This window comes from Streptomyces sp. NPDC048255, assembly GCF_040652415.1.
Lineage (GTDB): Bacteria > Actinomycetota > Actinomycetes > Streptomycetales > Streptomycetaceae > Streptomyces.
Map to the genome: position 1 here is coordinate 1 of NZ_JBEZMA010000065.1, position 25,230 is coordinate 25,230.

Consider the following 25,230-nt stretch of genomic DNA (forward strand, 5'->3'; position numbering starts at 1 on the left):
ACGCCCGGTTACATTCCGAACCCGGAAGCTAAGCCTTTCAGCGCCGATGGTACTGCAGGGGGGACCCTGTGGGAGAGTAGGACGCCGCCGAACAACCCGCCCTTTTAGCTCAGTCGGTAGAGCGTCTCCATGGTAAGGAGAAGGTCAACGGTTCGATTCCGTTAAAGGGCTCCAACGAAAAGGCCCCCGCCTCTTGGCGGGGGCCTTTTTGCGTTTACGGCCGTCAGTAGTAACTCTTCTCGCCGTCGAGGAGTTCGCGGATCGCGTCCAGGTGGCCGGCGTGGCGGGCCGTCTCCTCGATCATGTGGAGCAGCATCCAGCGCAGTGAGGCGGCGCCCGCCTTGAACTCGGTGTTGCGCCCGGTGTCGTCCAGGGCGTGTGCCGCGATGATCTCGTTGGACAGGGTGCACTGGCGGTCGTACTCCTCCAGGAGCTGTGCCAGCGGGGTGTCGTCGGCCATGAAGTCCTCGTCCTCCTGGCCCACGAACTGGGGGCCGGTGGCCGGACGGTCCAGGAAGAGGACTTCGAACCAGCACTGTTCGGTCCACCGCAGGTGGGATATCAGGCCGGCCGGGGTCATCAGGGGTGAGGAGGGGAGGACGGGGCGGTGTGCGTCCGCCTCGGAGAGGCCCTCGCACTTCCACTGGATGATCGAGCGCTGCATGTTCAGCCAGCCGAGGAGCTGGGTGCGTTCGTCCGCGGTGTATTCGGGGCGGGTGCGTGAAAAGGGCATGACCGCAGACCCTAGGGCGGGCGGCCGGGGCCCGCACCCGGATTCAGTCGCCTTCGCGCTGCTGCGGCACCCGGAAGGCGAGGATCGCCATGTCGTCCGAGGCGGGTTCGGCCGCGAAGCGCTCCACCGCGCGCAGGACGCGCGAGGCGACCGCGCCGGCGGTGAGGCCCGTGCAGGTGGTGAGGACCTCGGTGAGGCCGTCGTCGCCGAGCATGCGGGCGCCCTCGCGGCGCTCGGTCACGCCGTCGGTGACGCAGAGCAGGACATCGCCCGGGTCGAGGGTGAGGGTCTGCTCGTAGAGCTCGAGGTCCTCCAGCACGCCGAGCAGGGGCTGCGGGTCCGCGGCCGGGACGACCTCGCCGCTCGGGCGCAGGCGCAGCGGCAGCGGGTGGCCGGCGCAGACGACCTTCATCAGGGCGCCGCCGTCGGGCTGCGGGTGGAGCTCGCCGTAGAGGAGGGTGAGGAAGCGGCTGCGGGCGCCCTCGTCGAGGATGGCGGCGTTGAGCCGCTCCAGGACGGCCGGGCCGCCGAGGCCCTCTCGGGCCAGCAGGCGCAGGGCGTGCCGGGCGAGGCCGGTGACCGCGGCCGCTTCGGGGCCGGTGCCGCAGACGTCGCCGATGGCGAACCCGTACACACCCTCGCGGATGGGGAAGACGTCGTAGAAGTCGCCGCCCACCTCGTTGCCCTCGCCGGCGGCGCGGTAGATGACCTCGACCTCCATCCCGGGGATGGCGGGTGAGCCGGGCGGCAGCAGGCTGCGCTGGAGGGAGCGGCTGATGGCGGTGCGCTCGGAGTAGAGCCGGGCGTTGTCCAGGGCGAGGGCGGCCCGGCGGGAGAGGTCCTCGGCGAGTTCGAGGATCTCCTGGCGGAAGTGCTCCTCGCTGGGCTTGCCGAGGGTGAGCATGCCGATGACGCGGTTGCGGGCGAGGAGGGGCAGTACGACGGTCTCGCCGCCGACCGCGAGGGCCGTCTCCGGCCAGGGGCGGGCGCCGGCCTCGCGGACCGGTTCGGGCGGGCTGACCCGGGACAGGAGGGCCTTGAGGCCGTCGATGCGCTCCTCGTCCTCGTGGAGGACGTAAGAGAGGTACGGGTCCGATGCCGGGTCGGCGATCGTGTAGACGGCGCACCAGGTGGCGAGGGTCGGGACGGTCATCTGGGCCATGAGGGCCAGGGTCTGGTCCCGGTCGAGGGTGCCGGCCAGCAAGTCTGAGGCCTCGACGAGGAAGGAGAGGGAGCCGCGGCGCAGTCGTTCGAGTTCGCCGAGGCGGGCGGACTCGACGGCGAGGGCGATCCGGTCGGCGGCGAACTGGAGGCGCAGGGCCTCTTCGTTGGAGTAGCGGCCGGGGACCTCGGTGGCGACGCCGAGGGAGCCCGTGAGCCGGCCTTCGACCTTGAGCGGGACGGTGACCACGGAGCGCATGCCGGTCGCTTCGAGGAGCGGGACGGCTCCGGGTACGGCGGCGAGGTCGTCGTGGACGGCGGGCATCCGGGCGGAGCCGTACCGGTTGGTGCCCGCTTCCACGGGGACGCGGGCGAAGCGCTGGCGGGTGGAGGGCAGGCCGGTGGTGGCGCGGACCTCCAGCTCGGTCTCGTCGTCGGTGGCCAGCAGCAGGAAGGCGGCGTCGGCGTCGAGGAGGTCGCGGGCGCGTTCGACGGTGCGCTGGAGGAGGCCGTCGAGGTCGTCGGGGGCGGGTGAGCCGATGAAGACCTCGAAGGGGTCCGGGCGGGACTCGGTGAGGTGGGCGCTGTCGGTGGGGACGCGTACCGGGGTCTGGAGCAGGGCGCGCTCGTCGTCGTGGACGAGGAGGCAGACGATGGAGGGTTCGCCGTGTGCGTCGCGGACCCGCAGGTGGGAGGCGTAGACGGGGATGACGCGGCCGTCGGCGCCGCGGATGCCGTAGCTGCCCTCCCAGCGGGACAGGCGCAGGGCCTCGGCGATGCCGGTTCCGGTGCCGGGGGTCTGCGGCCAGGCGGCGAGCTCGGCGAGCGGGCGGCCGACGGCCTTCCCGGCGGGGTAGCCGAAGATGTGCTCGGCGTCCTCGTTCCAGGCGGAGACGGAGTCGGAGGCGTCGATCTGGAGGACGGCGACGCGGACCCGGCTGTCGGCGAGGGGGAGCAGCCGGTCGGGGACGAGGGGGCCCGCGGAGCGGGTACCGACCGGCCGGTCTGGGAGGTCCAGGCGGAACCACACGTGCTTGTGGGTGGCGGTGTACTCGACGCCCCAGCGGGTGGCGAGGGCGGCGCAGAGCATCAGCCCGCGGCCGTTCTCGCGGTCGGGGTCGGCGTACGGGCGCTCGCCGGGGTGCTGGAGGGGGAGCTCGCGCTCCGGGTACCGGTCGGCGACCTCGACCCGTACGCCGCCCTCGGCGCGCAGGCACAGGACCTCGGCCCGGGTTCCGGCATGGACCACGGCATTGGTGACGAGCTCGCTCGTGAGCACCACCGCGTCGTCGACGATGTCCGCGAAGCCCCAGCCCTGCAGGGTGTCGCGGACGAATGCGCGAGCGGCGGCGACCGAGCGCCCGAGGGGATCGAACGTGGCAGCCGCCCGTGCCGTGATCACGAGTCTCCTTCGACGCGGTTGGACATCGGGTGCCAGGTTACTTACCTTCGCGGTCGGCATGGTGCCGTCGTCGGGGATTCCACCCGCAGGGTACGGCCGGTGTGCGATGGTGCCGAAGTGTTATGGCCGGGTTCGGCCAGGGTGAAACACTGGGCAGGCTTGGAGAGCCGGCTCGAGAAGAGTCAGGTGTCCGGTGGAACAGCGGTCGACCCTTTCGGGAGGGACACGGTGGAGTCTGGCGCAGCGGTGCGGCGTACGGGTACGCGGCCGAAGGGCGGGCGGTCCCGGCGGAACGGAACGACGGAAGTCGACACCGCCGCTCTGAACAGGCTGCTCACGGCCCTGGTGTCGATGCGGGACGGGAACTTCCGCAAGCGGCTGACGGTGTCCGGCGAGGGCGTGATGGCGGAGATCGCCGCCGTCTACAACGAGGTCGCCGACCGCAACCTCCACCTCACGGGGGAACTGTCCCGGGTCCGTCGGATGGTCGGCCGCGAGGGCAAGCTGAGCGAACGGCTTGAAACAGGTGCCTGCGAGGGCTCCTGGGCGGCCGCGATCGATGCCTCGAACCAGCTGGTGGACGATCTGGCCCGGCCGGTGTCCGAGGTCGGCCGGGTGCTCTCGGCGGTCGCCGAGGGTGATCTGGACCAGCGGATGGATCTGCGGACGCAGACGGCCGACGGGTCCGGGCAGCCGCTGCGCGGGGAGTTCCTCAAGGTCGGGCGTACGGTCAACAACCTGGTCGACCAGCTGTCCGCGTTCACCGACGAGGTGACGCGCGTGGCGCTGGAGGTGGGTACCGAGGGCAAGCTCGGCGGCCAGGCCCAGGTGCGCGGAATGTCGGGTTCTTGGAAGGATCTGACCGACTCCGTCAACACGATGGCGTACCGGCTCACCGCTCAGGTGCGTGATATCGCTCTCGTCACGACGGCGGTGGCGAAGGGCGATCTGTCGCGCAAGGTCACGGTGCACGTGGCCGGCGAGATGCTCCAGCTGAAGAACACCGTGAACACGATGGTGGACCAGCTGTCGTCCTTCTCCTCCGAGGTGACCCGCGTCGCCCGCGAAGTGGGTACGGAGGGCGAGCTGGGCGGCCAGGCGAAGGTGCCCGGGGTCGCGGGCGTGTGGAAGGACCTGACGGACTCGGTCAACACCATGGCCGGGAACCTGACGGCCCAGGTGCGCGGGATCGCGCAGGTCACGACGGCGGTCGCGAACGGCGACCTGTCGCAGAAGGTCCGGGTGAGCGCGCGCGGCGAGGTGGCGCAGCTGGCCGAAACGATCAACCAGATGACGGAGACGCTGCGGACCTTCGCGGACGAGGTCACGCGGGTGGCCAGCGAGGTCGGCGCGAAGGGCCTGCTCGGCGGTCAGGCGCAGGTGCCGGGCGCGGCCGGGACGTGGAAGGACCTCACCGACTCGGTGAACACGGTCTTCCGCAACCTCACCACTCAGGTGCGGGACATCGCGCAGGTGACGACCGCCGTGGCCAACGGTGACCTGTCGCAGAAGGTCACGGTCGACGTGGCCGGCGAGATGCTGGAGCTGAAGAACACCGTCAACACGATGGTCGACCAGCTCCAGTCCTTCGGTGCGGAAGTGACGCGTGTGGCCCGTGAGGTCGGCGTCGAGGGTGAGCTGGGCGGTCAGGCGCAGGTGCCGGGCGCGGCCGGGACGTGGAAGGACCTCACCGACTCGGTGAACACCGCCTTCCGCAACCTCACCGGGCAGGTCCGCAACATCGCGCAGGTGACGACGGCGGTGGCCAACGGCGACCTGTCGCAGAAGGTCACCGTGGACGTCTCCGGCGAGATGCTCCAGCTGAAGAACACCGTGAACACGATGGTGGACCAGCTGTCCTCCTTCGCCGACCAGGTCACGCGGATGGCCCGGGACGTGGGTACGGAGGGCCGGCTCGGCGGCCAGGCCCGGGTGGAGGGGGTGTCGGGGACCTGGAAGGAGCTCACCGACTCCGTCAACTTCATGGCCGGGAACCTGACCTCGCAGGTGCGCCAGATCGCCCAGGTGACGACGGCGGTGGCGCGCGGTGACCTCTCGCAGAAGATCGACGTGGACGCCCGGGGCGAGATCCTGGAGCTGAAGAACACCATCAACACGATGGTCGACCAGCTCTCGGCCTTCGCCGAGCAGGTGACCCGGGTGGCCCGGGACGTGGGCACCGAGGGCCGCCTCGGCGGCCAGGCGCAGGTGCCCGGGGTGGCTGGCGTATGGCGTGACCTGACGGATTCGGTGAACGGCATGGCCGGGAACCTGACCTCGCAGGTGCGCAACATCGCTCAGGTCGCGACGGCGGTGGCGCGCGGTGACCTCTCGCAGAAGATCGACGTGGACGCCCGGGGCGAGATCCTGGAGCTGAAGAACACCCTCAACACCATGGTCGACCAGCTCTCGAACTTCGCGGAGCAGGTGACCCGCGTGGCCCGCGAGGTGGGTACCGAGGGCATCCTCGGCGGTCAGGCGGAGGTCAAGGGTGTCTCCGGCACCTGGAAGGACCTGACCCAGTCCGTCAACTTCATGGCGAACAACCTGACCTCGCAGGTGCGCAACATCGCCGAGGTGACCACGGCCGTGGCCATGGGCGACCTCTCCAAGAAGATCACCGTCGATGCCAAGGGCGAGATCCTCGAGCTGGTGACCACCGTGAACACGATGGTGGACCAGCTGTCGTCGTTCGCGGAGCAGGTGACGCGGGTGGCCCGTGAGGTGGGTTCGGAGGGCATTCTGGGCGGTCAGGCCCGGGTGCGCGGCGTGACGGGCATCTGGAAGGACCTGACCGACAACGTCAACCTGATGGCCAACAACCTGACCTCCCAGGTGCGCAACATCTCCCAGGTCTCGGCGGCGGTCGCCAACGGCGACCTGACGAAGAAGGTCACGGTGGAGGCGCGCGGCGAGGTCGCGCAGCTCGCCGACACCGTGAACACGATGGTGAAGACCCTGTCGTCCTTCGCCGACGAGGTCACGCGCGTGGCCCGTGAGGTGGGCACGGAGGGCCGCCTCGGCGGTCAGGCGCACGTCCCGGGCGTCTCGGGGACGTGGAAGGACCTCACCGACTCGGTGAACTTCATGGCCTCCAACCTCACCGGTCAGGTGCGGCAGATCGCCATGGTCACGACCGCCATCGCCAAGGGCGACATGACCAAGAAGATCGACATCGATGCCCGCGGCGAGATCCTCGAGCTCAAGACCACCATCAACACGATGGTCGACCAGCTGTCCTCCTTCGCCGACCAGGTGACGCGGGTCGCCCGAGAGGTGGGTACGGAGGGCATCCTGGGCGGTCAGGCCCGGGTGCGTGACGTCGACGGCACGTGGCGGGACCTGACCGAGTCCGTGAACGAGATGGCCGGGAACCTCACCCGGCAGGTGCGCGCGATCGCGGCCGTGGCGACGGCGGTGACCCGGGGAGACCTGAGCCTGAAGGTCGACGTGGACGCGGCGGGCGAGATCCAGGTCCTCCAGGACAACATCAACACGATGATCGTCAACCTCCGCGACACCACCCTGGCCAACAAGGAGCAGGACTGGCTCAAGGGCAACCTCGCCCGGATCTCGGCGCTGATGCAGGGCCGCCGCGAGCTGGACGACGTGGCCTCGCTGATCATGAGCGAGCTCACTCCGGTGGTGTCGGCGCAGCACGGCGCCTTCTTCCTGGCGCTGCCGGCCGGCGGTACCACCGAGATCGGGACGGAGGGGGGCGCGGACGGCTCGTACGAGCTGCGGATGCGCGGGAGTTACGCGTACGCGGGCGGCCAGATGCCGATGTCCTTCCGGCCGGGGGAGGGGCTGATCGGGACGGTCGCCGAGGAGAAGCGGACGATCCTCGTCGAGAACACCCCGCCCGGCTACCTGAAGATCTCCTCGGGGCTGGGTGAGGCGCCGCCGGCGCACGTGATCGTGCTGCCGGTGCTCTTCGAGGGGAAGGTGCTCGGCGTCATCGAGCTGGCCTCCTTCACGCCGTTCACGCAGATCCAGAAGGACTTCCTCAGCCAGATCGCCGAGATGATCGGTACGAGCGTCAACACCATCAGCGTCAACTCCAAGACGGAGATGCTGCTGAAGCAGTCGCAGGAGATGACCGAGCAGCTGCGCGAGCGCTCCGACGAGCTGGAGAACCGGCAGAAGGCCCTCCAGGCCGCCAACGCCGAACTGGAGGAGAAGGCCGAGCTGCTGGCCCAGCAGAACCGCGACATCGAGGTGAAGAACACCGAGATCGAGGAGGCCCGGCAGGTCCTGGAGGAGCGTGCCGAGCAGCTCGCGGTGTCGATGCGCTACAAGTCCGAGTTCCTGGCGAACATGTCGCACGAGCTGCGCACCCCGCTCAACTCGCTGCTGATCCTGGCCAAGCTGCTCGCAGACAACGCGGACGAGAACCTCTCGCCGAAGCAGGTGGAGTTCGCCGAGACCATCCACGGGGCCGGCTCGGACCTGTTGCAGCTGATCAACGACATCCTCGACCTGTCGAAGGTCGAGGCGGGGAAGATGGACGTCTCGCCGACCCGGATCGCGCTGGTCCAGCTCGTCGACTACGTGGAGGCCACCTTCCGGCCGCTGACGGCGGAGAAGGGCCTGGACTTCTCGGTACGGGTCTCCCCGGAGCTGCCCGCGACCCTGCACACCGACGAGCAGCGGCTCCTCCAGGTGCTGCGCAACCTGCTGTCGAACGCGGTGAAGTTCACCGACACCGGGGCGGTGGAGCTGGTGATCCGGCCCGCCGGGGCCGATGTGCCGCAGGCGATCCGGGAGCAGCTGCTGGAGGCAGGTTCGCTGCGGGAGCCGGACGCGGACCTGATCGCCTTCTCGGTGACCGACACCGGGATCGGGATCGCGGCCAGCAAGATGCTGGTGATCTTCGAGGCGTTCAAGCAGGCGGACGGTACGACGAGCCGCAAGTACGGCGGTACGGGCCTGGGCCTGTCCATCAGCCGGGAGATCGCCCGGCTGCTGGGCGGTGAGGTCCACGCGGCCAGCGAGCCCGGCCGGGGGTCCACCTTCACGCTGTACCTGCCGCTGCACCCGAGCGAGCTGCCGCCGCAGGGCTACGCGCCGCCGACGCCCGGCGGGGCCCGCAGCGAGCTCTACCGCAGCCGGTCGGTGGACCAGGCCCGGCCCGCGCTGTCGGCCTCCCCGGCGGCGCCCGTACCCGCCGCGCCCGCGCAGGCGCAGCCGGCCCGGGCGGCGCTGCCCGCCTCGGAGCCGGCCGGGCAGGGGCAGGGCGGTGCGGCGCTGTTCCGGCGGCGGCGCAAGGCGCTGAGCGATCTGGAGCCGCGTACGGCGGTGCCGGGGCAGTCGAACGTCCAGGGGGCCGAGGACGCCTGGAGCAACCCGGAGGAGGAGCTTCCGTCGGCGCCGCGGACGTACGACTTCCACGGCGAGAAGGTGCTCATCGTGGACGACGACGTACGCAACGTCTTCGCGCTGACCAGCGTGCTGGAGCAGCACGGGCTGGCGGTGCTGTACGCGGAGAACGGGCGGGAGGGCATCGAGGTCCTGGAGCAGCACGACGATGTGACGGTCGTGCTGATGGACATCATGATGCCGGAGATGGACGGGTACGCGACGACCTCGGCGATCCGGCGGATGCCGCAGTTCGCGGGCCTGCCGATCATCGCGCTGACGGCGAAGGCGATGAAGGGGGACCGGGAGAAGGCCATCGACTCCGGTGCTTCCGACTACGTCACGAAGCCCGTCGACCCCGACTATCTGCTGTCGGTGATGGAACAGTGGATGCGAGGGAAGTGATCGGCGTGCGAGCGTACTGATACCAATTGCTGACTCACTGTGGCCGCGGCGGTGTGGGAGGGCGGTATACGGGGAACCTTCTGCTCTCCCACCACGTTTCTGCTTCGTGCACAGTGACATCTTGGTGACAGGGTGTGGCGATCTCGGGACTGGGGCTACGATGACCGGCACAAGGACGGACGGCGCAAGGATGCCGTCCTCTGGGGCGGGGCCCGGCGTACACGCCGGAGCCAGGAGCCGGGGAGGCCCCATGCCGGGGCGAGGAGGACAGGGCATGGTGCAGAAGGCCAAGATCCTCCTGGTCGACGACCGGCCGGAGAATCTGCTGGCGCTGGAGGCCATCCTCTCCGCGCTCGATCAGACACTGGTCCGGGCGTCGTCAGGAGAGGAAGCGCTCAAAGCGCTGCTGACGGACGATTTCGCGGTCATCCTGCTGGATGTGCAGATGCCGGGAATGGACGGATTCGAGACGGCTGCGCACATCAAGCGGCGGGAACGGACCCGGGACATCCCGATCATCTTCCTCACTGCGATCAACCACGGTCCGCACCACACGTTCCGCGGCTACGCCGCGGGCGCGGTGGACTACATCTCCAAACCCTTCGACCCGTGGGTGCTGCGGGCCAAGGTCTCGGTGTTCGTGGAGCTCTACACCAAGAACTGCCAACTGCGGGAGCAGGCGGCCCTGCTGCGGCTCCAGCTGGAGGGCGGCAGTCCGAACGGCTCGGACGGCAGCAAGGAGACGGCCGGACTGCTGGCCGAGCTCTCCGCGCGGCTCGCGGCGGTCGAGGAGCAGGCCGAGGCGCTGACCAAGCAGCTCGGCGAGGATTCGGCCGACACCGGGGTGGTGGCGACCGCCGCCCATCTGGAGCGCAAGCTCACCGGACTGCGGCGGGCGCTCGACGCCCTGGAGCCCGGGGCCGGCGGGGGCGCGGCCATGCTGCCCGCGCAGGGCTGAGCAGGGCCGCCCGCGAAGAGCTGAGCCGGCCGCCCGGCCCCGTCCGCGAAGCGGGCCGGGGCGGCGGCCGCCTGGGAGTGCGTCAGGTCTGGCGGTGCGTCAAAGCACCTACGGGGCGGACGACACGAACGGGTGAAGGGGTGGGCACGCGTGTCCACCGGCACGCGCACCGGTAATCTCGGGCCCATGGCCTCAAGTACGTCCGGCAAGGGTTCCCAGAGCAGCGCGGGCACCGCGAAGGGCCGCACCGGCCGTACGACGGCGCCGGCGAAGAAGGCGGCTCCCGCGCGCAAGCCTCCGGCGAAGAAGGCCGCGGCCGCCAAGCGCGCCCCGGCCAAGAAGGCAGCGGCCAAGCCCGCGCCCTCCCCGACCGGGGGTGTGGTGTGGCTGGTGCGCGTCGTCTGGCTGGGCTGCGCCCACGCGGTCGGCAAGATCCTGCGCGGCGTCGGCCGGGGCGCGAAGAACCTCGACCCCGCCCACCGCAAGGACGGGGTGGCGCTGCTGCTGATCGCCCTCGCGCTGATCGTCGCCGCCGGAACCTGGTCGAACCTGAGCGGTCCGGTCGGGGATCTGGTCACGATGCTGGTCACCGGTGCCTTCGGGCGACTGGATCTGCTCGTGCCGATCCTGTTCGGAGTCATGGCGGCACGTTTCATCCGCCACCCCGAGGAGACCGACGCCAACGGCCGCATCGGCATCGGCCTCTCCGCGCTCGTCATCGGGATCCTGGGCCTGGTACACATCGCCTGCGGGGCGCCCGGCCGGGACGAGGGCACCACCGCGATGCAGAACGCGGGCGGGCTGATCGGCTGGGGAGCCTCGAAGCCGCTGATCTTCACCATGGGCGCGCCGCTGGCGGTGCCCATGCTGGTGCTGCTGACGCTCTTCGGGCTGCTGGTGGTCACCGCGACCCCGGTCAACGCGATCCCGGAGCGACTGCGCAGGCTCGGCATCCGGCTCGGGATCGTCGCCCCGAACGAGGACGCCGACGGCTACGACGTGTACGGGGACGCCGAGGGCTCCGCCGACCGGCACGACCCCGATCGGTGGCGGGCCCGCAGCGGGGCCGGGGCGGACGCGGGGGCCCCCGCGGACGCGGCCGAGGAGGCCGCCCTCGCCCGGCGCCGCCGGCCGCGCCGGGCCCCGGCCCGCCCGGCCATGGACCGGGAGATGGACGCCGTCGACGTGGCCGCGGCGGCCGCCGCCGCGCTGGACGGCGCGGTGTACGGCGGGCTGCCGCCCTCCCCCCTGGTCGCCGACCTCACCCAGGGCATCTCCGCCCCGGGGGAGGGCGTGGAGATCACCGCTCCGGTGCCGCCGGCCCGCGAGGAGCGCCCCGTACCGTCCGCCGCTCCGGGCTCTGCGGCGGCGCGGGCCGGCCAGCCGCACGCCACCACCGCGGCGGCCTCCGGGACGCTGTCGGTGCCCGATCTGACCAAGGCACCGCCCGAGACCCAGGCGCTGCCGCCGCGCGCCGAGCAGCTCCAGCTGCGCGGTGACATCACGTACGCGCTGCCCTCGCTGGACCTGCTGGAGCGCGGCGGGCCCGGCAAGACGCGCAGCGCCGCCAACGACGCGGTGGTCGCCTCGCTGACCAACGTCTTCATGGAGTTCAAGGTCGACGCGAAGGTCACCGGTTTCACCCGGGGCCCGACGGTCACCCGCTACGAGGTGGAGCTCGGCCCGGCGGTGAAGGTCGAGCGGATCACGGCGCTGGCGAAGAACATCGCCTACGCCGTGGCCTCGCCGGACGTCCGGATCATCAGCCCGATCCCGGGCAAGTCGGCGGTCGGCATCGAGATCCCGAACACCGACCGCGAGATGGTCAACCTGGGCGACGTACTGCGTCTGGCGGACGCGGCCGAGGACGACCACCCGATGCTGGTCGCGCTGGGCAAGGACGTCGAGGGCGGCTACGTCATGGCCAACCTCGCCAAGATGCCGCACGTGCTGGTCGCGGGCGCGACCGGCTCCGGCAAGTCCTCCTGCATCAACTGCCTGATCACCTCGGTCATGGTCAGGGCCACCCCGGAGGACGTCCGGATGGTGCTGGTCGACCCCAAGCGGGTGGAGCTGACGGCGTACGAGGGCATCCCGCACCTGATCACGCCGATCATCACCAACCCCAAGCGGGCCGCCGAGGCGCTCCAGTGGGTCGTGCGCGAGATGGACCTGCGCTACGACGACCTCGCGGCCTTCGGCTACCGGCACATCGACGACTTCAACCAGGCCATCCGGGACGGCAAGATCAAACTGCCGCCGGGCAGCGAGCGCGAGCTCAGCCCGTACCCGTACCTGCTGGTGATCGTCGACGAGCTCGCCGACCTGATGATGGTGGCCCCGCGCGACGTCGAGGACTCGATCGTCCGCATCACCCAGCTGGCCCGCGCCGCCGGCATCCACCTGGTGCTCGCCACCCAGCGGCCCTCGGTGGACGTGGTCACCGGCCTGATCAAGGCGAACGTGCCCTCGCGGCTGGCGTTCGCCACCTCCTCGCTCGCCGACAGCCGGGTCATCCTGGACCAGCCGGGCGCCGAGAAGCTGATCGGGAAGGGCGACGGCCTGTTCCTGCCGATGGGGGCGAACAAGCCGGTCCGGCTCCAGGGCGCCTTCGTCACGGAGGACGAGATCGCCGGGATCGTCCAGCACTGCAAGGACCAGATGGCACCGGTCTTCCGGGAGGACGTCACCGTCGGGCAGAAGCAGAAGAAGGAGATCGACGAGGACATCGGCGACGACCTGGACCTGCTGTGCCAGGCGGCGGAGCTGGTGGTCACCACCCAGTTCGGCTCCACCTCGATGCTCCAGCGCAAGCTCCGGGTGGGCTTCGCCAAGGCGGGCAGGCTCATGGACCTGATGGAGTCGCGGGGGGTCGTCGGCCCCAGCGAGGGTTCGAAGGCGCGTGACGTGCTGCTGAAGGCCGATGAGCTGGACGGGGTCCTCGCCGTGATCCGGGGCGAGGCCCAGTAGGTGACCCCGTAGGAGACCCAGTAGGAGACCGGTGGGAGGCCCGGTGGAGGTGTCCGCATTCACGAGATGTGGGGAGCAACCGTTTCCCTTGGGCTCGCGTCCAGTTGAGGGAGATGGTGGTGCGGCACCCGGTGCCGGACCGCCGCACCGGCAGGGAACGACCTTCGCCATACGGATGGCGTAGGAAGTACACCCTCCGGTTGCTCCACCCTTTCGTCACCCCCCTAGACTGGACATCCAGCAGGTGGCTACACGCTCGAAAGGCGCCCTCGTGTCCATCGGCAACGCCAACTCCCCCGAAGATGAGCGGCCTTCGACCGACGACCGGTCCGAGGACCGCCTCGTCGAACGTTCCGTCGAAGGACCGTCCATCGGGACGGCCCTCAAGAAGGCCCGGATCGCAGCCGGGCTCACTGTCGACGAGGTCAGTTCCACCACCCGCGTGCGCATCCCGATCGTGCACGCGATCGAAGAGGACGACTTCACGCGGTGCGGCGGCGACGTCTACGCCCGCGGTCACATCCGTACGCTCGCCCGCGCCGTACACCTCGATCCGGTACCCCTGGTCGAGGCCTACGACGCGGCCCACGGCGGCCGGCCGGCACCCACCCCCGCCGCGCCGATGTTCGAAGCCGAGCGGATCCGCCCCGAGAGGCAGCGGCCCAACTGGACCGCCGCCATGGTCGCCGCAATCGTCGTCGTGATCGGTTTCGTGGGCTTCACCGCCTTCGGCGGCAGCGACGAGCAGGGCAAGCGCCCGGTGGCGGAAGGTTCCGCCTCCCCGAAGCCCGCGCCCAAGCAGTCCGGCGGGAAGCCGGGCACCCTGACCCCGCCGACCCCGCAGGCGCCCACGCCGGAGCCTTCGGACAGTGCCATCGCCGCCGCGCCCAAGGACCTCGTCACGGTCGTCCTGACGGCCGACACCGGCGAGAGCTGGATCTCGGCGAAGGACCACAGCGGGCGGCTGCTCTTCGACGGCACGCTCTCCCAGGGCGAGTCCAAGACCTTCACGGACAAGGAGTCCGTCGACCTCGTGCTCGGCGACGCCGGGGCCGTGAAGCTGTTCGTGAACGGCAAGGAGATCAAGGACGACTTCCAGCCGGGTCAGGTGGAACGCCTCACATACACCAAGGAAGACCCCCTGCCGGGCGAGCCCCAGGCGGGCTGAGCAGGCCGCCCTAGGGCGGAGGGCCTGAATCCGGATCCCCGGGGGCCTGCGGCAGCTGCCGCAGGCCCCCGGGGATCTTGCTGTTGGGGGGACGGGCGGCGGGGGCCCGCGCCGGGACGAAGTAGTCTTGAGTCCATGCCCGAACGCCGTACCGTCGCCCTTGTCACTCTTGGCTGCGCCCGTAACGAGGTGGACTCGGAGGAGCTCGCAGGCCGCTTGGCGGCGGATGGCTGGGAGCTCGTCGAGGACGCCGCCGATGCGGACGTTGCCGTCGTCAACACCTGTGGCTTCGTAGAAGCCGCCAAAAAGGACTCCGTCGACGCCCTGCTCGAAGCCAACGATCTGAAGGATCACGGCAAGACGCAGGCCGTCGTCGCCGTCGGCTGTATGGCCGAGCGCTACGGCAAGGAACTCGCCGAAGCGCTCCCCGAGGCGGACGGCGTGCTCGGTTTCGACGACTACGCCGACATCTCCGACCGCCTGCAGACCATCCTGAACGGCGGCATCCACGCCTCCCACACCCCGCGCGACCGGCGCAAGCTGCTGCCGATCAGCCCGGCGGAGCGCCAGGACGCCGAGGTCGCCCTCCCGGGCCACGCGCAGGCGCCCGCCGAGGAGCCTGCCGAGGCCCCCGCCGACCTGCCGGACGGGCTCGCGCCCGCCTCCGGGCCGCGCGCGCCGCTGCGCCGCCGCCTGGACAAGAGCCCCGTCGCCTCCGTGAAGCTGGCCTCCGGCTGCGACCGGCGCTGCTCCTTCTGCGCCATCCCGTCCTTCCGCGGCTCCTTCATCTCCCGCCGCCCCAGCGACGTGCTGGGCGAGACGCGCTGGCTCGCCGAGCAGGGCGTCAAGGAGGTCATGCTGGTCTCCGAGAACAACACCTCGTACGGCAAGGACCTCGGCGACATCCGGCTGCTGGAGAGCCTGCTGCCCGAGCTGGCCGCGGTGGACGGCATCGAGCGGGTCCGCGTCAGCTACCTCCAGCCCGCCGAGATGCGGCCCGGGCTGATCGACGTGCTCACCTCGACCCCCAAGGTCGTGCCGTACTTCGACCTGTCCTTCCAGCACTCGGCCCCCGACGTGCTGCGCGCCATGCGCCGCTTCGGTGACACCGACCGCTTCCTGGAGCTGCTGGACACCATCCGCAGCAAGGCCCCGCAGGCCGGCGTGCGGTCGAACTTCATCGTCGGGTTCCCCGGCGAGAAGGAGTCCGACTTCGCCGAGCTGGAGCGTTTCCTCACCCACGCGCGGCTCGACGCCATCGGCGTCTTCGGCTACTCGGACGAGGACGGCACCGAGGCCGTCACGTACGACGGCAAGCTGGACGAGGAGACCATCGCCGAGCGGCTCGCCCACATGCAGCGGCTCGCCGAGGAGCTCACCTCGCAGCGCGCGGAGGAGCGGATCGGAGAGACGCTGGAGGTACTCGTCGAGACGGTCGTCCCGCTCGACGAGGCGGAGGACGGCGAGGGCGCCTACGGACGCGCCGCCCACCAGGCCCCCGAGACCGACGGACAGGTCGTCTTCACGGACGGCACGGGCCTGGTCCCCGGGCGGATCGTCTCGGCCAAGGTGGTCGGCACCCTCGGCGTGGACCTGGTGGCCGAGCCCCTGGGCCTGGAATTCGAGGAGGCGGCCGGATGACCGGAGTCCCGGCATCTGCGGCGGGCGGGACCGGCCGCCGGCCCGCGCCCGGCGCGAAGCTGGGGGCCGCGGCGGTCAATCAGGCCAGCCTGTGGAACATCGCCAACATCCTGACGATGATCCGGCTCCTCCTGGTGCCGGGATTCGTCTTCCTGCTGCTCGCCGAGGGCGGCTACGACCCGGCCTGGCGGGCCTGGGCGTGGGCGGCGTTCGCCGTCGCCATGATCACGGACATCTTCGACGGGCATCTGGCCCGGACGTACAACCTGGTCACGGACTTCGGCAAGATCGCCGACCCGATCGCCGACAAGGCGATCATGGGGTCGGCGCTGATCTGCCTCTCCTGGCTCGGTGACCTGCCCTGGTGGGTGACCGGGGTGATTCTCGGGCGGGAGCTCGGGATCACGCTGCTGCGCTTCTGGGTGATCCGCTACGGAGTGATTCCGGCCAGCCGGGGCGGCAAGCTGAAGACCCTGGCGCAGGGCACGGCGGTGGGCATGTACGTGCTCGCGCTGACCGGGCCGCTGGCGACCTTGCGCTTCTGGGTGATGGCGCTCGCCGTCGTGCTGACCGTCGTGACCGGTCTGGACTACATCCGCCAGGCCGTCGTCCTGCGCCGGGCGGGCCTCGCCGCGGAGCGGGCCGGGCAGTGACGGCCGGGGCGGGGGGCGCACCGGTGGCCGGTGCCGCGGCGGAAGGCGCCGCGGGGGCCGCCGGTGAGGTCCTGCGCCTGCTCGCGGAGAGTGACCAGACGCTCGCCGTCGCCGAATCGCTGACCGGAGGCATGGTCGCCGCCGAGATCACGGCGGTTCCCGGGGCCTCCCGGTCCTTCCGCGGCTCGGTCACCGCGTACGCGACGGAGCTCAAGCACCGGGTCCTCGGGGTGGACGCCGGGCTGCTGGCCGCCGAAGGCGCGGTGAACGCGCAGGTCGCGGAGGAGATGGCGGCCGGGGTGCGGCGTGTGATGGGCGCTTCGTGGGGGATCGCGACCACCGGGGTGGCCGGTCCGGACCCTCAGGACGGGCAGCCGGTGGGCACGGTTTTCATCGCCGTGGCGGGTCCGGCGGGCAGGAAAACGGTCCGGCTGAGGTTGAACGGCTCCCGGGCGGAAATTCGTAGGGAGAGTGCACACACAGTGCTCGAACTTCTCTCAAGCCAACTCCGTGAGAATGCGCGGAGGCAGGATACGGAACAACACGGGGGGATTTGATGTTTGCAGCCCTGAGTGAACACGACATCGCTCCCCGCACGGCCGCGGCGCGAGGCGGTACGGTGGGGCGTGAAGGATGCGGCTACACGGTCAGAGGAGGGAGCCACCGATGATTCTGCTCCGTCGCCTGCTGGGTGACGTGCTGCGTCGGCAGCGCCAGCGCCAGGGCCGTACTCTGCGCGAAGTCTCCTCGTCGGCCCGAGTCTCGCTCGGCTATCTCTCCGAGGTGGAGCGGGGGCAGAAGGAGGCATCCTCCGAGCTGCTCTCCGCGATCTGCGACGCGTTGGACGTACGGATGTCCGAGCTGATGCGCGAAGTCAGTGACGAACTGTCGCTGGCCGAGCTGGCACAGTCGGCCGCGGCAAGCGAACCGGTGACTGCGCCGGTCCGCCCGATGCTCAATTCGGTCTCCATGGCTTCGGTCACGGGTGGACCGGAGCGGGTGACCATCAAGGCGCCTGCGGAAGCGGTGAATGTCGTAGCCGCGTGAGTGGGTACGTGAGCGTGTGAGTGTGGCCGGAGCCCCGGCCGGTGCGGACCAGCACCGGCCGGGGCTCCGTGCTGTTGCGGGTGCCGTTCTGGGTGCGGGGCCGGGGGCGGTGCGGGAGGATGGGCGGGTCGGGTCCCGGCCCCTGGGAGGTAGCCGTGCGCCGGTTACTGCGTTTACCTGCGGCGTGGGCCCTCGCTGTGATGGTGGGGGTGCTGTGGTGGTGGGCCGTGCTGCGCCTGGTGCTGGCGCCGGGCGACTCCGGGGCGGTGGAGGGCGCGGTCGCGGTCGGCGGATGGGGTCTGGGGGTGCTGCCGGTGCACTCCGTGCCGGGCCCCGCGCGCAGGGCCCGTAGGCGGGCGGCCGGGGCTACCAGGGCATCGACACTCCCCCGTTCGGGCGAAGGATCTGACCCGTCATGAAGGACGAGGCGTCCGAGGCGAGGTAGAGCACGGCCCGGGCGATGTCCTCGGGCTCGCCGACCCGGCCCAGGGGGGACATGCGGACCATCATCGCCTCGGTGCGCTCCTGGACCTCGGCGCCGTGGCGGCCGGTCATCGGCGTGCGGATCCAGCCCGGGGCGACGGCGTTGACGCGGATGCCGTGCGGGCCGGCCTCGGTGGCCAGGGTCTTGGTCAGCTGGACGACGGCGGCCTTGGCGGCGCTGTAGCAGAGCAGGCCCGCCTGGGCGGCGTCCACGGCACCGGAGGCCATGGTGACGATGGAGCCGGGGCGGCCCGCCGCGATCATGGAACGGGCGGCCTCCTGGCAGGTGCGCAGCACCCCCTTGAAATTGACGTCCAGGACCCGGTCGAGGTCCTCGTCGGCCGTCTCCAGCACGCTGCTGATGTGCATGACCCCGGCGATGGCGGCGGTGATGTCCAGCGGGCCCGCCGCGGCGACGGCGGCCCGCAGCGCGGCCCGGTCGGTGACGTCGAGGGGGTGGACGGTGGCGGCGCCGCCCGCCTTGGTGACGAGTGCGGCGGTCTCGGCGAGGCCCAGCTCGTCGCGGTCGGCGCAGTGCACGGCTGCGCCCGCCTCGGCGAGGAGCACGGCGGTGGCGCGGCCGATGCCGCTCGCGGCGCCGGTGATGAGGGCGGTCCGGCCGGTGAGGTCGTACGGGGCGTTTGGTGTGGGCATGCCGGGACCGTACGGCTGGATCTGACGGAGCGTCAACTAGTGGTGTCCGCCGGTCCTTGGCCCGCTGGTCCTTGGCCCGTTGGTCCCTGGCCCGTCGGGCCCGGCTGGCAGCGGGGGCACCAGTACGTGGGGCGGCCGTCCTGCGGGGCCTCGCGGACCGGGGTGCCGCAGCGCAGGCACGGGCGGTGGGTGCGGCCGTAGACGAAGAGGTCCTGGCCGGGGCGGCGGCTTCCGGTGGTGTTGCGCCGGCCGCCGGCGCGGCCCGGCTCACCGATGTTCGCGGCCAGCAGGCGGTGTGCGGCGGCGGCCAGCCGGGGGAGCGTGGCCTCCGGGAGCGCACCGACCGGGGTCCAGGGGCTGACCTGGGCGAGGAAGCACAGCTCGGCCTTGTAGATGTTGCCGATCCCGGCGAGGTTGCGCTGGTCGAGCAGGGCTTCGCCGAGGGGGCGATCGGGCGCGGCGAGGAGGTTGGCGGCCGCCCGGTCGGGGTCCCAGTCCGGGCCGAGCAGATCGGGGCCGAGGTGGCCCACCGCCCGGTCCTCGTCGGCGGTGCGGAGCAGTTCCAGTACGGGGAGGCGGTAGCCGACGGCGGTGTGCTCGGCGGTGCCGAGGACGGCCCGGATCTCGTGGGCGGGGCCGCCGTGCCAGGGCGCGCCCGCGGGGAAGACGCGCCAGGCGCCGTCCATGCGGAGGTGGCTGTGGAGGGTGAGGCCGCCCTCGAAGCGGGCGAGGAGGTGCTTGCCGCGGGGGACGACCTCGAGGGTGGTCCGGCCGGTGAGGTCGGCGGTGGCGAAGCGGGGGACGCGCAGGTCGCTGCGGGTCAGCGGCCGGGCGGCGAGCGCCGCGTGCAGCCGGGCCGCCGCACGCCAGACACTGTCTCCTTCGGGCATGGCCCCATTGTCGCCCCGGGGCGGCTTCCCCGGGGTGGCCCCGTGCGCGGCGGTGGGCTTCGCCCGTGCGCGGCGGTGGCTTCGTACGGGCGGGTGGGGAGCGCAGGGGCCCCCGCGGCGGGACGGCGCCGCGGGGGCCCGTGGTGTCACATGAGGCCGGGTCGCCGGCCGCTCGTCACTTCCAGACGAGGCCCTTGTTCTTGCTCAGCACGTTGTAGGGCTCGCCCCAGTACTCGGCGGCGGTGACCTTCGTCTGGTCCGACGGGGCGAGGGCCAGGGTGCAGCTGGTCTGCGTCTGGCCGTTGGTGAACCCCTTCGGCAGCGACTCGTTCGGGCACTTCTCGAACTTGCCGATGACCGACACCTTCTGGGCTTCGCTGCCGTCCGCGAGGAGGCCCTTGATGTGGCCCACGGAGGAGTACGAGAGGTCCGTGGTGCCGGTGTTCTTGACCGAGTAGCGGATGTAGTAGGGGATCATCCCCTTCACCTTGTCGCCGAGCTTGAGGGCGTCCAGGTCGGCCGGGTTGCCCTGCTCGATCGCGGTGACGGTGAGGTCGAGCTGGCCGCCCTTGTTGCTCCCGTAGCTGAACGGGATCCGTGCGGTCTCGCCGATCTTGAAGACCTGGCCGGACTTCGCGGTGCCCCCCGCACCCGGGGCGGGCGCCTCCGCGCTGCCGCCGGCCGAGGGCTCGGCCGGGGAGCTGGGCTGGGCGGACTGCTCCGGCTGCGAGGGCTGGGCGGACGGGCTGCCCGTCGGTATCGGGCTCAGCTCCTCGTTGCCGTTCTTGCAGCCCGTCAGGGCAAGGGTTCCGGCGACGGCCAGGCCGACCGCGCCCAGGGTGGTACGGCGCATGCTGTTGGTGCTCACTTCTTCTCCCCCATGAATGTGCATCGTCAAATGTGATGCCTGTGATCATCTTGATAAGGGATGGATAAGGGCCCCGGCCAGCACGGGGATGGGTCGGCAGCCGTTCTGTGACAGGTCCAAGAGGTCTGTGACATGGCCAAGACATAAGTGGAACGGGCGCGACCGCCTCCGGCCCTCAGGAGCGCAGGCGCAGGCCCCTGGGGGTGGCGTGGAAGCCCGCCGCCTCCAGGGCGGGGCCCAGGGGGGAGGTCAGGGCCGCGGCGGTGTTGATCCGCTCCACCGTGAGCGCGGGCAGGGTGCCCGCGCGGGAAGCGGCCGCCAGGGCCGCGACGGCCGCGCCCAGGCGGGGGTCGTCGGGCGGGGGCCAGGCGAGGAGGGTCTTCCCGCCCCGCTCCAGGTACACGGTGAGCTCCCCGTCCACCAGGACCACCAGCGAGCCCGCCTTGCGGCCCGGCTTGTGGGTGGCCCCCTCCGGCGGCTCCGGCCAGGGCAGGGCCGCGCCGTACGCGTTCGCCGGATCGGCAGCGGCCAGCACCACCGCCACCAGCGGGGGCGGGGTCCGCTCGGCGGCCCGGAGCCGGTCCACGGCGCCGTCCATCGCGAACTGGGCCGCCCCCAGCCCCTCGACCACGTACCCGCGCCGGGCCTGGCCGCTGTCCTCGAAGGCGGACAGGACCCGGTAGACGGCGCTGAAGCCGCCTTCGACGCCCTCCGCCGCGACCGCGCCCCGGGTGACCACCCCGTGCCGGTCCAGCAGGGTACGGGCCAGGGCGTGGGCCCGGTGCGTCGGGTCCGGGGCCTGGGAGGGCAGCAGCGACCAGCGGCCCGAGACCGTGGGCGGGCCGGTACGGGACACGGTCGCGCTGAGGGTGCCGTACCGGCCGCGGGGGACGGTGCGCCGGGCCCGGTGGGCGGTCGACCCCGCGGTGCGGCCCGAACCGAGCAGGGAGCGCAGCGGGCCCAGGGTGTCGTTCGTCAGGCGGCCCGACCAGGCGAGGTCCCAGAGCACCGAGGACAGGTCCAGGTCGGTCGCCTCCGGATGGCCGGCGCGCACCGATTCGGTGATCTGCCGGAAGAACAGGCCGTACCCGCCCGCGAGGGAGTCCAGGACCGCCTGGTGCAGGGGGCCCAGCTCCAGGGGGTGCGGCGGGGGCAGCAGCAGGGGCGCGGCCTCCGCCAGATAGAGGGAGACCCAGCCGTCCTTGCCCGGCAGGGCCCCGGCGCCCGCCCACACCACCTCGCCGCTCGTGGTCAGCTCGTCCAGCAGGGCGGGGGAGTAGCCGCTCACGCGCGAGGGCAGGACCAGGCGCTCCAGCGCGGAGGCCGGGACCGGGGCGCCCTGGAGCTGTTCGACCGCCCGGGCCAGGCCGTCGATCCCGCGCAGGGCCCCGCCCAGGTGCTGCCACTGCGGCAGGAAGGTGGCCAAGGAGGTCGGCGGGACCGGCTCCAGCTCCTGCCGGAGCGCGGCCAGGGAGCGGCGGCGGAGCCTGCGCAGCACCTGCGCGTCGCACCACTCCTGGCCGATGCCGGCCGGATGGAACTCGCCCTGGACCACCCGCCCGGCCGCCGCGAGCCGGTGCAGGGCGCCCTCGGTGACTGCCGCGCCCAGGCCGAAGCGGGCGGCGACGGCGGCCGTGGTGAACGGTCCGTGCGTGCGGGCGTACCGGGCCAGGAGGTCGCCCAGCGGATCCTTGACCGGTTCGGTGAACGCCTCCGGGACACCGACCGGCAGGGCCGTGCCCAGTGCGTCCCGCAGCCGGCCCGCGTCCTCGATCGCCGCCCAGTGGTCCGCGCCGGCGATCCGGACCCGGACGGCCCGGCGGGCCGCGCCGAGCTCCGCCGCCCACGCCGGGTCCGCCCCGCGCCCGGTCAGCTCGGCCTCGGTCAGGGGGCCCAGCAGGCGCAGCAGGTCGGCCACCGACTCGGGGTCCTTGGCCCGCCGGTCCTCGGTGAGCCACTGCAGTTCCCGCTCCAGCTCCTCCAGCACCTGCGCGTCGAGCAGTTCGCGCAGCTCCGCCTGGCCGAGCAGCTCGGCCAGCAGCCGGGAGTCCAGCGAGAGCGCGGCCGCCCGGCGCTCGGCCAGGGGCGAGTCGCCCTCGTAGAGGAACTGGGCGACGTAGCCGAAGAGGAGGGACCGGGCGAAGGGCGAGGGCTCCGGGGTGGTGACCTCGACCAGGCGGACGCGGCGCGCCTCGATGTCACCCATCAGCTCGGTGAGGCCGGGGACGTCGAAGACGTCCTGGAGGCATTCGCGTACGGCTTCCAGCACGATCGGGAACGAACCGAACTCCGAGGCCACCTGGAGCAGTTGGGACGCCCGCTGGCGCTGCTGCCACAGCGGGGTGCGCTTGCCCGGGCTGCGGCGCGGCAGCAGCAGCGCGCGGGCCGCGCATTCGCGGAAGCGGGAGGCGAAGAGCGCGGACCCGCCGACCTGGTCGGTGACGATCTGCTGGACGTCCCCGTGGTCGAAGGTGACGTCGGCCGCGCCCAGCGGGGCCTGTTCGTCGTCGAACTCGAACGGCGCCGGGCCGGCCGGGTCGTGGTCCAGGAGGTCGAAGGAGAGCAGGTCCGCGTCCGGCAGGCGGAGCACGATGCCGTCGTCGGCGTGCATCACCTGCGCGTCCATGCCGTACTTCTCGGCGAGGCGGGCGCCCAGCGCCAGCGCCCACGGCGCGTGCACCTGCGCGCCGAAGGGGGAGTGGACGACGACCCGCCAGTCCCCGAGCTCGTCGCGGAACCGCTCCACCACGATGGTCCGGTCGTCCGGCACGTGGCCGCAGGCCTCGCGCTGCTCGGCCAGGTACGCCAGGACGTTCTCCGCGGCCCAGGCGTCCAGCCCGGCCGCCAGCAGCCGCAGCCGGGCGTCCTCGTCGGTCAGGCCGCCCAGCTCGCGCAGGAACGCGCCCACCGCGCGGCCCAGTTCGAGCGGGCGGCCCAGCTGGTCGCCCTTCCAGAACGGCAGCCGCCCCGGCACCCCGGGGGCCGGGGTGACCAGGACCTGGTCGCGGGTGATGTCCTCGATGCGCCACGAGGTGGTGCCGAGGGTGAACACGTCCCCGACGCGCGACTCGTAGACCATCTCCTCGTCCAGCTCCCCGACCCGGCCGCCGCCCTTCTTCCCCCTCTTTTCATCAGACGCAGTGGAGCCGGCCAGGAAGACGCCGAAGAGCCCGCGGTCCGGGATGGTGCCGCCGGAGGTGACCGCCAGCCGCTGCGCCCCCGGCCGGCCGGTGACCGTGCCGGCCACGCGGTCCCAGACCACCCGCGGTCTGAGCTCGGCGAACGCGTCCGACGGATAGCGGCCCGCCAGCATGTCCAGGACCGCGGTGAACGCCGATTCCGGCAGCGCCGCGAAGGGCGCGGCCCGGCGGACCAGCGCGAGGAGGTCGTCCAGCTGCCAGGTGTCCATCGCCGTCATGGCGACCAGCTGCTGCGCGAGGACGTCCAACGGGTTCGAGGGGATCCGCAGGGACTCGATCGAACCCGTCCGCATCCGCTCGGTGACCACGGCCGCCTGCACCAGGTCACCGCGGTACTTGGGGAAGACCACACCCCGGGAGACGGCGCCCACCTGGTGCCCGGCCCGGCCCACCCGCTGGAGCCCGGAGGCCACCGAGGGCGGGGACTCCACCTGCACCACCAGGTCCACCGCGCCCATGTCGATGCCCAGTTCCAGGCTGGAGGTGGCGACCACGGCGGGCAGCCGGCCCGCCTTCAGGTCCTCCTCCACGAGGGCCCGCTGCTCCTTCGACACCGAACCGTGGTGGGCGCGGGCCAGCAGCGGCGGGGCGCCCTGCGCGGCCCCCGACTGGGCCATGATCTCGGCCGGGGGCGCGCCCTCGGGCAGCTTCTCGCCCACGGCACGCTCGTACGCGATCTCGTTGAGCCGGTTGCAGAGCCGCTCGGCGAGCCGCCGGGAGTTGGCGAACACGATCGTGGAGCGGTGGGCCTGCACCAGATCGGCGATCCGCTCCTCCACATGCGGCCAGATCGACGGCTTGTCCCCGCCCTCCTTGCCCTCGCTCGCCGGAGAACCCCCCAACTCGCCCATGTCCTGCACCGGGACGACCACCGACAGGTCGAACTCCTTTGTCGACGGCGGCTGGACGATCTCCACCTTGCCGCGCGGTGCGAGGTACCGGGCCACCTCGTCCACCGGCCGGACCGTCGCCGACAGGCCGATCCGGCGCGCGGGACGCGGCAGCAGCTCGTCCAGCCGCTCCAGGGAGAGGGCCAGGTGCGCCCCGCGCTTGGTCCCCGCGACCGCGTGCACCTCGTCCAGGATCACCGTCTCGATCCCGGCCAGGGCGTCGCGGGCCGCCGAGGTCAGCATCAGGAACAGCGACTCGGGCGTCGTGATCAGGATGTCCGGCGGGCGGGTCGCCAGCGACCGGCGCTCCGCGGGCGGGGTGTCCCCGGAGCGGATCCCGACCCGGATCTCCGGCTCGGGCAGGCCGAGGCGGACCGACTCCTGCCGGATCCCGGTCAGGGGGCTGCGCAGATTGCGCTCCACGTCCACCGCGAGAGCCTTCAGCGGGGACACGTACAGCACCCGGCAGCGCTTCTTCGGATCGGCGGGCGGCGGCGTGGAGGACAGCGCGTCCAGCGCGGCGAGGAAGGCCGCGAGGGTCTTGCCGGAGCCGGTGGGCGCCACGACGAGCACGTCCGAGCCCTCCCCGATGGCCCGCCAGGCGCCCTCCTGCGCGGAGGTGGGCATACGGAAGGCCCCCGTGAACCAGGAGCGGGTCGCGGGGGAGAACGAGTCGAGCGCGGAGCCGGCCATGCCCCCATCGTGCACCCCGGCGCTGACAACGGGCCGGACCTGCGCGAACACCGCTC

At 71.9% G+C, this 25,230-nt stretch carries 15 protein-coding genes, 1 tRNA gene and 1 rRNA gene; 11 read left to right on the forward strand and 6 right to left on the reverse strand.

From position 1 onward, the window contains the following. Together rrf and AB0D94_RS32275 are read left to right on the forward strand one after the other, a co-directional pair. A 5S ribosomal RNA gene (gene rrf, locus AB0D94_RS32270) occupies window positions 1–93 on the forward strand; the annotation flags it as partial. A gap of 5 nt (window positions 94–98) precedes the next feature. Beyond that, window positions 99–174: transfer RNA gene (locus tag AB0D94_RS32275), tRNA-Thr, on the forward strand. Window positions 175–223: 49 nt separating this feature from the next. Here AB0D94_RS32275 and AB0D94_RS32280 read toward each other — a convergent pair. Continuing rightward, the gene (locus AB0D94_RS32280; protein WP_362059358.1) at window positions 224–733 is read right to left on the reverse strand and encodes a DinB family protein; all 510 of its coding nucleotides are present in this window, start codon (window positions 731–733) and stop codon (window positions 224–226) included. A 43-nt stretch (window positions 734–776) separates the two neighbouring features. After that, entirely contained in the window at window positions 777–3,356 is a 2,580-nt protein-coding gene (locus AB0D94_RS32285) for a SpoIIE family protein phosphatase (protein WP_362059361.1), read from the reverse strand. 168 nt (window positions 3,357–3,524) lie between these two features. On the opposite strand from AB0D94_RS32285, the gene AB0D94_RS32290 reads away from it, so the two are divergent. From AB0D94_RS32290 to AB0D94_RS32330, 9 genes are all read left to right on the forward strand, one after another. Continuing rightward, window positions 3,525–9,059: a HAMP domain-containing protein gene (locus AB0D94_RS32290; protein WP_362059364.1), complete on the forward strand. Its 5,535-nt coding sequence runs from the start codon at window positions 3,525–3,527 to the stop codon at window positions 9,057–9,059. Between the two features lie 274 nt (window positions 9,060–9,333). Further along, complete coding sequence (locus tag AB0D94_RS32295; protein ID WP_362059367.1) at window positions 9,334–10,017, forward strand: response regulator; 684 nt, start codon at window positions 9,334–9,336, stop codon at window positions 10,015–10,017. 186 nt (window positions 10,018–10,203) lie between these two features. Further along, a complete protein-coding gene (locus AB0D94_RS32300; protein ID WP_362059369.1) occupies window positions 10,204–12,987 on the forward strand; it encodes a DNA translocase FtsK in 2,784 nt (927 codons plus the stop codon). Between the two features lie 271 nt (window positions 12,988–13,258). Continuing rightward, complete coding sequence (locus AB0D94_RS32305; protein ID WP_362059372.1) at window positions 13,259–14,155, forward strand: RodZ domain-containing protein; 897 nt, start codon at window positions 13,259–13,261, stop codon at window positions 14,153–14,155. A 135-nt stretch (window positions 14,156–14,290) separates the two neighbouring features. Beyond that, window positions 14,291–15,796, forward strand: a complete 1,506-nt coding sequence (gene rimO, locus AB0D94_RS32310; RefSeq protein WP_362059375.1) for a 30S ribosomal protein S12 methylthiotransferase RimO — start codon at window positions 14,291–14,293, stop codon at window positions 15,794–15,796. Beyond that, window positions 15,793–16,449: a CDP-diacylglycerol--glycerol-3-phosphate 3-phosphatidyltransferase gene (pgsA, locus tag AB0D94_RS32315; protein ID WP_362059378.1), complete on the forward strand. Its 657-nt coding sequence runs from the start codon at window positions 15,793–15,795 to the stop codon at window positions 16,447–16,449. Before rimO ends, pgsA begins: the two co-directional genes overlap by 4 nt. A gap of 23 nt (window positions 16,450–16,472) precedes the next feature. Further along, window positions 16,473–17,006: a CinA family protein gene (locus AB0D94_RS32320; RefSeq protein ID WP_362059381.1), complete on the forward strand. Its 534-nt coding sequence runs from the start codon at window positions 16,473–16,475 to the stop codon at window positions 17,004–17,006. Window positions 17,007–17,115: 109 nt separating this feature from the next. Beyond that, window positions 17,116–17,496 carry a helix-turn-helix transcriptional regulator gene (locus AB0D94_RS32325; RefSeq protein WP_362059384.1) on the forward strand — a complete coding sequence of 127 codons (381 nt, stop codon included), beginning with the start codon at window positions 17,116–17,118 and terminating at the stop codon, window positions 17,494–17,496. Window positions 17,497–17,696: 200 nt separating this feature from the next. After that, window positions 17,697–17,915, forward strand: coding sequence for a hypothetical protein (locus AB0D94_RS32330; protein ID WP_362059387.1), 219 nt, complete (start codon window positions 17,697–17,699; stop codon window positions 17,913–17,915). Here AB0D94_RS32330 and AB0D94_RS32335 read toward each other — a convergent pair. The 4 genes from AB0D94_RS32335 to AB0D94_RS32350 form a co-directional block, all read right to left on the reverse strand. Further along, entirely contained in the window at window positions 17,863–18,633 is a 771-nt protein-coding gene (locus AB0D94_RS32335) for an SDR family NAD(P)-dependent oxidoreductase (RefSeq protein WP_362059390.1), read from the reverse strand. The genes AB0D94_RS32330 and AB0D94_RS32335 overlap by 53 nt on opposite strands. Window positions 18,634–18,665: 32 nt before the next feature. Then, window positions 18,666–19,523 (reverse strand): DNA-formamidopyrimidine glycosylase family protein, encoded by an 858-nt coding sequence (locus tag AB0D94_RS32340; RefSeq protein WP_362059393.1) that lies wholly within the window; start codon window positions 19,521–19,523, stop codon window positions 18,666–18,668. Between the two features lie 175 nt (window positions 19,524–19,698). Next, window positions 19,699–20,391, reverse strand: coding sequence for a hypothetical protein (locus AB0D94_RS32345; protein ID WP_362059396.1), 693 nt, complete (start codon window positions 20,389–20,391; stop codon window positions 19,699–19,701). A 175-nt stretch (window positions 20,392–20,566) separates the two neighbouring features. Continuing rightward, window positions 20,567–25,174, reverse strand: coding sequence for an ATP-dependent helicase (locus AB0D94_RS32350; protein WP_362059399.1), 4,608 nt, complete (start codon window positions 25,172–25,174; stop codon window positions 20,567–20,569). Window positions 25,175–25,230 lie beyond the last annotated feature (56 nt).

Coding starts and splice junctions, on each gene's coding strand:
- AB0D94_RS32280 (WP_362059358.1), bottom strand. CDS start 733: ATGCCCTTTTCACGCACCCGCCCCGAATACACCGCGGACGAACGCACC.
- AB0D94_RS32285 (WP_362059361.1), bottom strand. CDS start 3,356: ATGCCGACCGCGAAGGTAAGTAACCTGGCACCCGATGTCCAACCGCGT.
- AB0D94_RS32295 (WP_362059367.1), top strand. CDS start 9,334: ATGGTGCAGAAGGCCAAGATCCTCCTGGTCGACGACCGGCCGGAGAAT.
- AB0D94_RS32300 (WP_362059369.1), top strand. CDS start 10,204: ATGGCCTCAAGTACGTCCGGCAAGGGTTCCCAGAGCAGCGCGGGCACC.
- rimO (WP_362059375.1), top strand. CDS start 14,291: ATGCCCGAACGCCGTACCGTCGCCCTTGTCACTCTTGGCTGCGCCCGT.
- pgsA (WP_362059378.1), top strand. CDS start 15,793: ATGACCGGAGTCCCGGCATCTGCGGCGGGCGGGACCGGCCGCCGGCCC.
- AB0D94_RS32325 (WP_362059384.1), top strand. CDS start 17,116: ATGATTCTGCTCCGTCGCCTGCTGGGTGACGTGCTGCGTCGGCAGCGC.
- AB0D94_RS32330 (WP_362059387.1), top strand. CDS start 17,697: ATGGTGGGGGTGCTGTGGTGGTGGGCCGTGCTGCGCCTGGTGCTGGCG.
- AB0D94_RS32335 (WP_362059390.1), bottom strand. CDS start 18,633: ATGCCCACACCAAACGCCCCGTACGACCTCACCGGCCGGACCGCCCTC.
- AB0D94_RS32340 (WP_362059393.1), bottom strand. CDS start 19,523: ATGCCCGAAGGAGACAGTGTCTGGCGTGCGGCGGCCCGGCTGCACGCG.
- AB0D94_RS32350 (WP_362059399.1), bottom strand. CDS start 25,174: ATGGCCGGCTCCGCGCTCGACTCGTTCTCCCCCGCGACCCGCTCCTGG.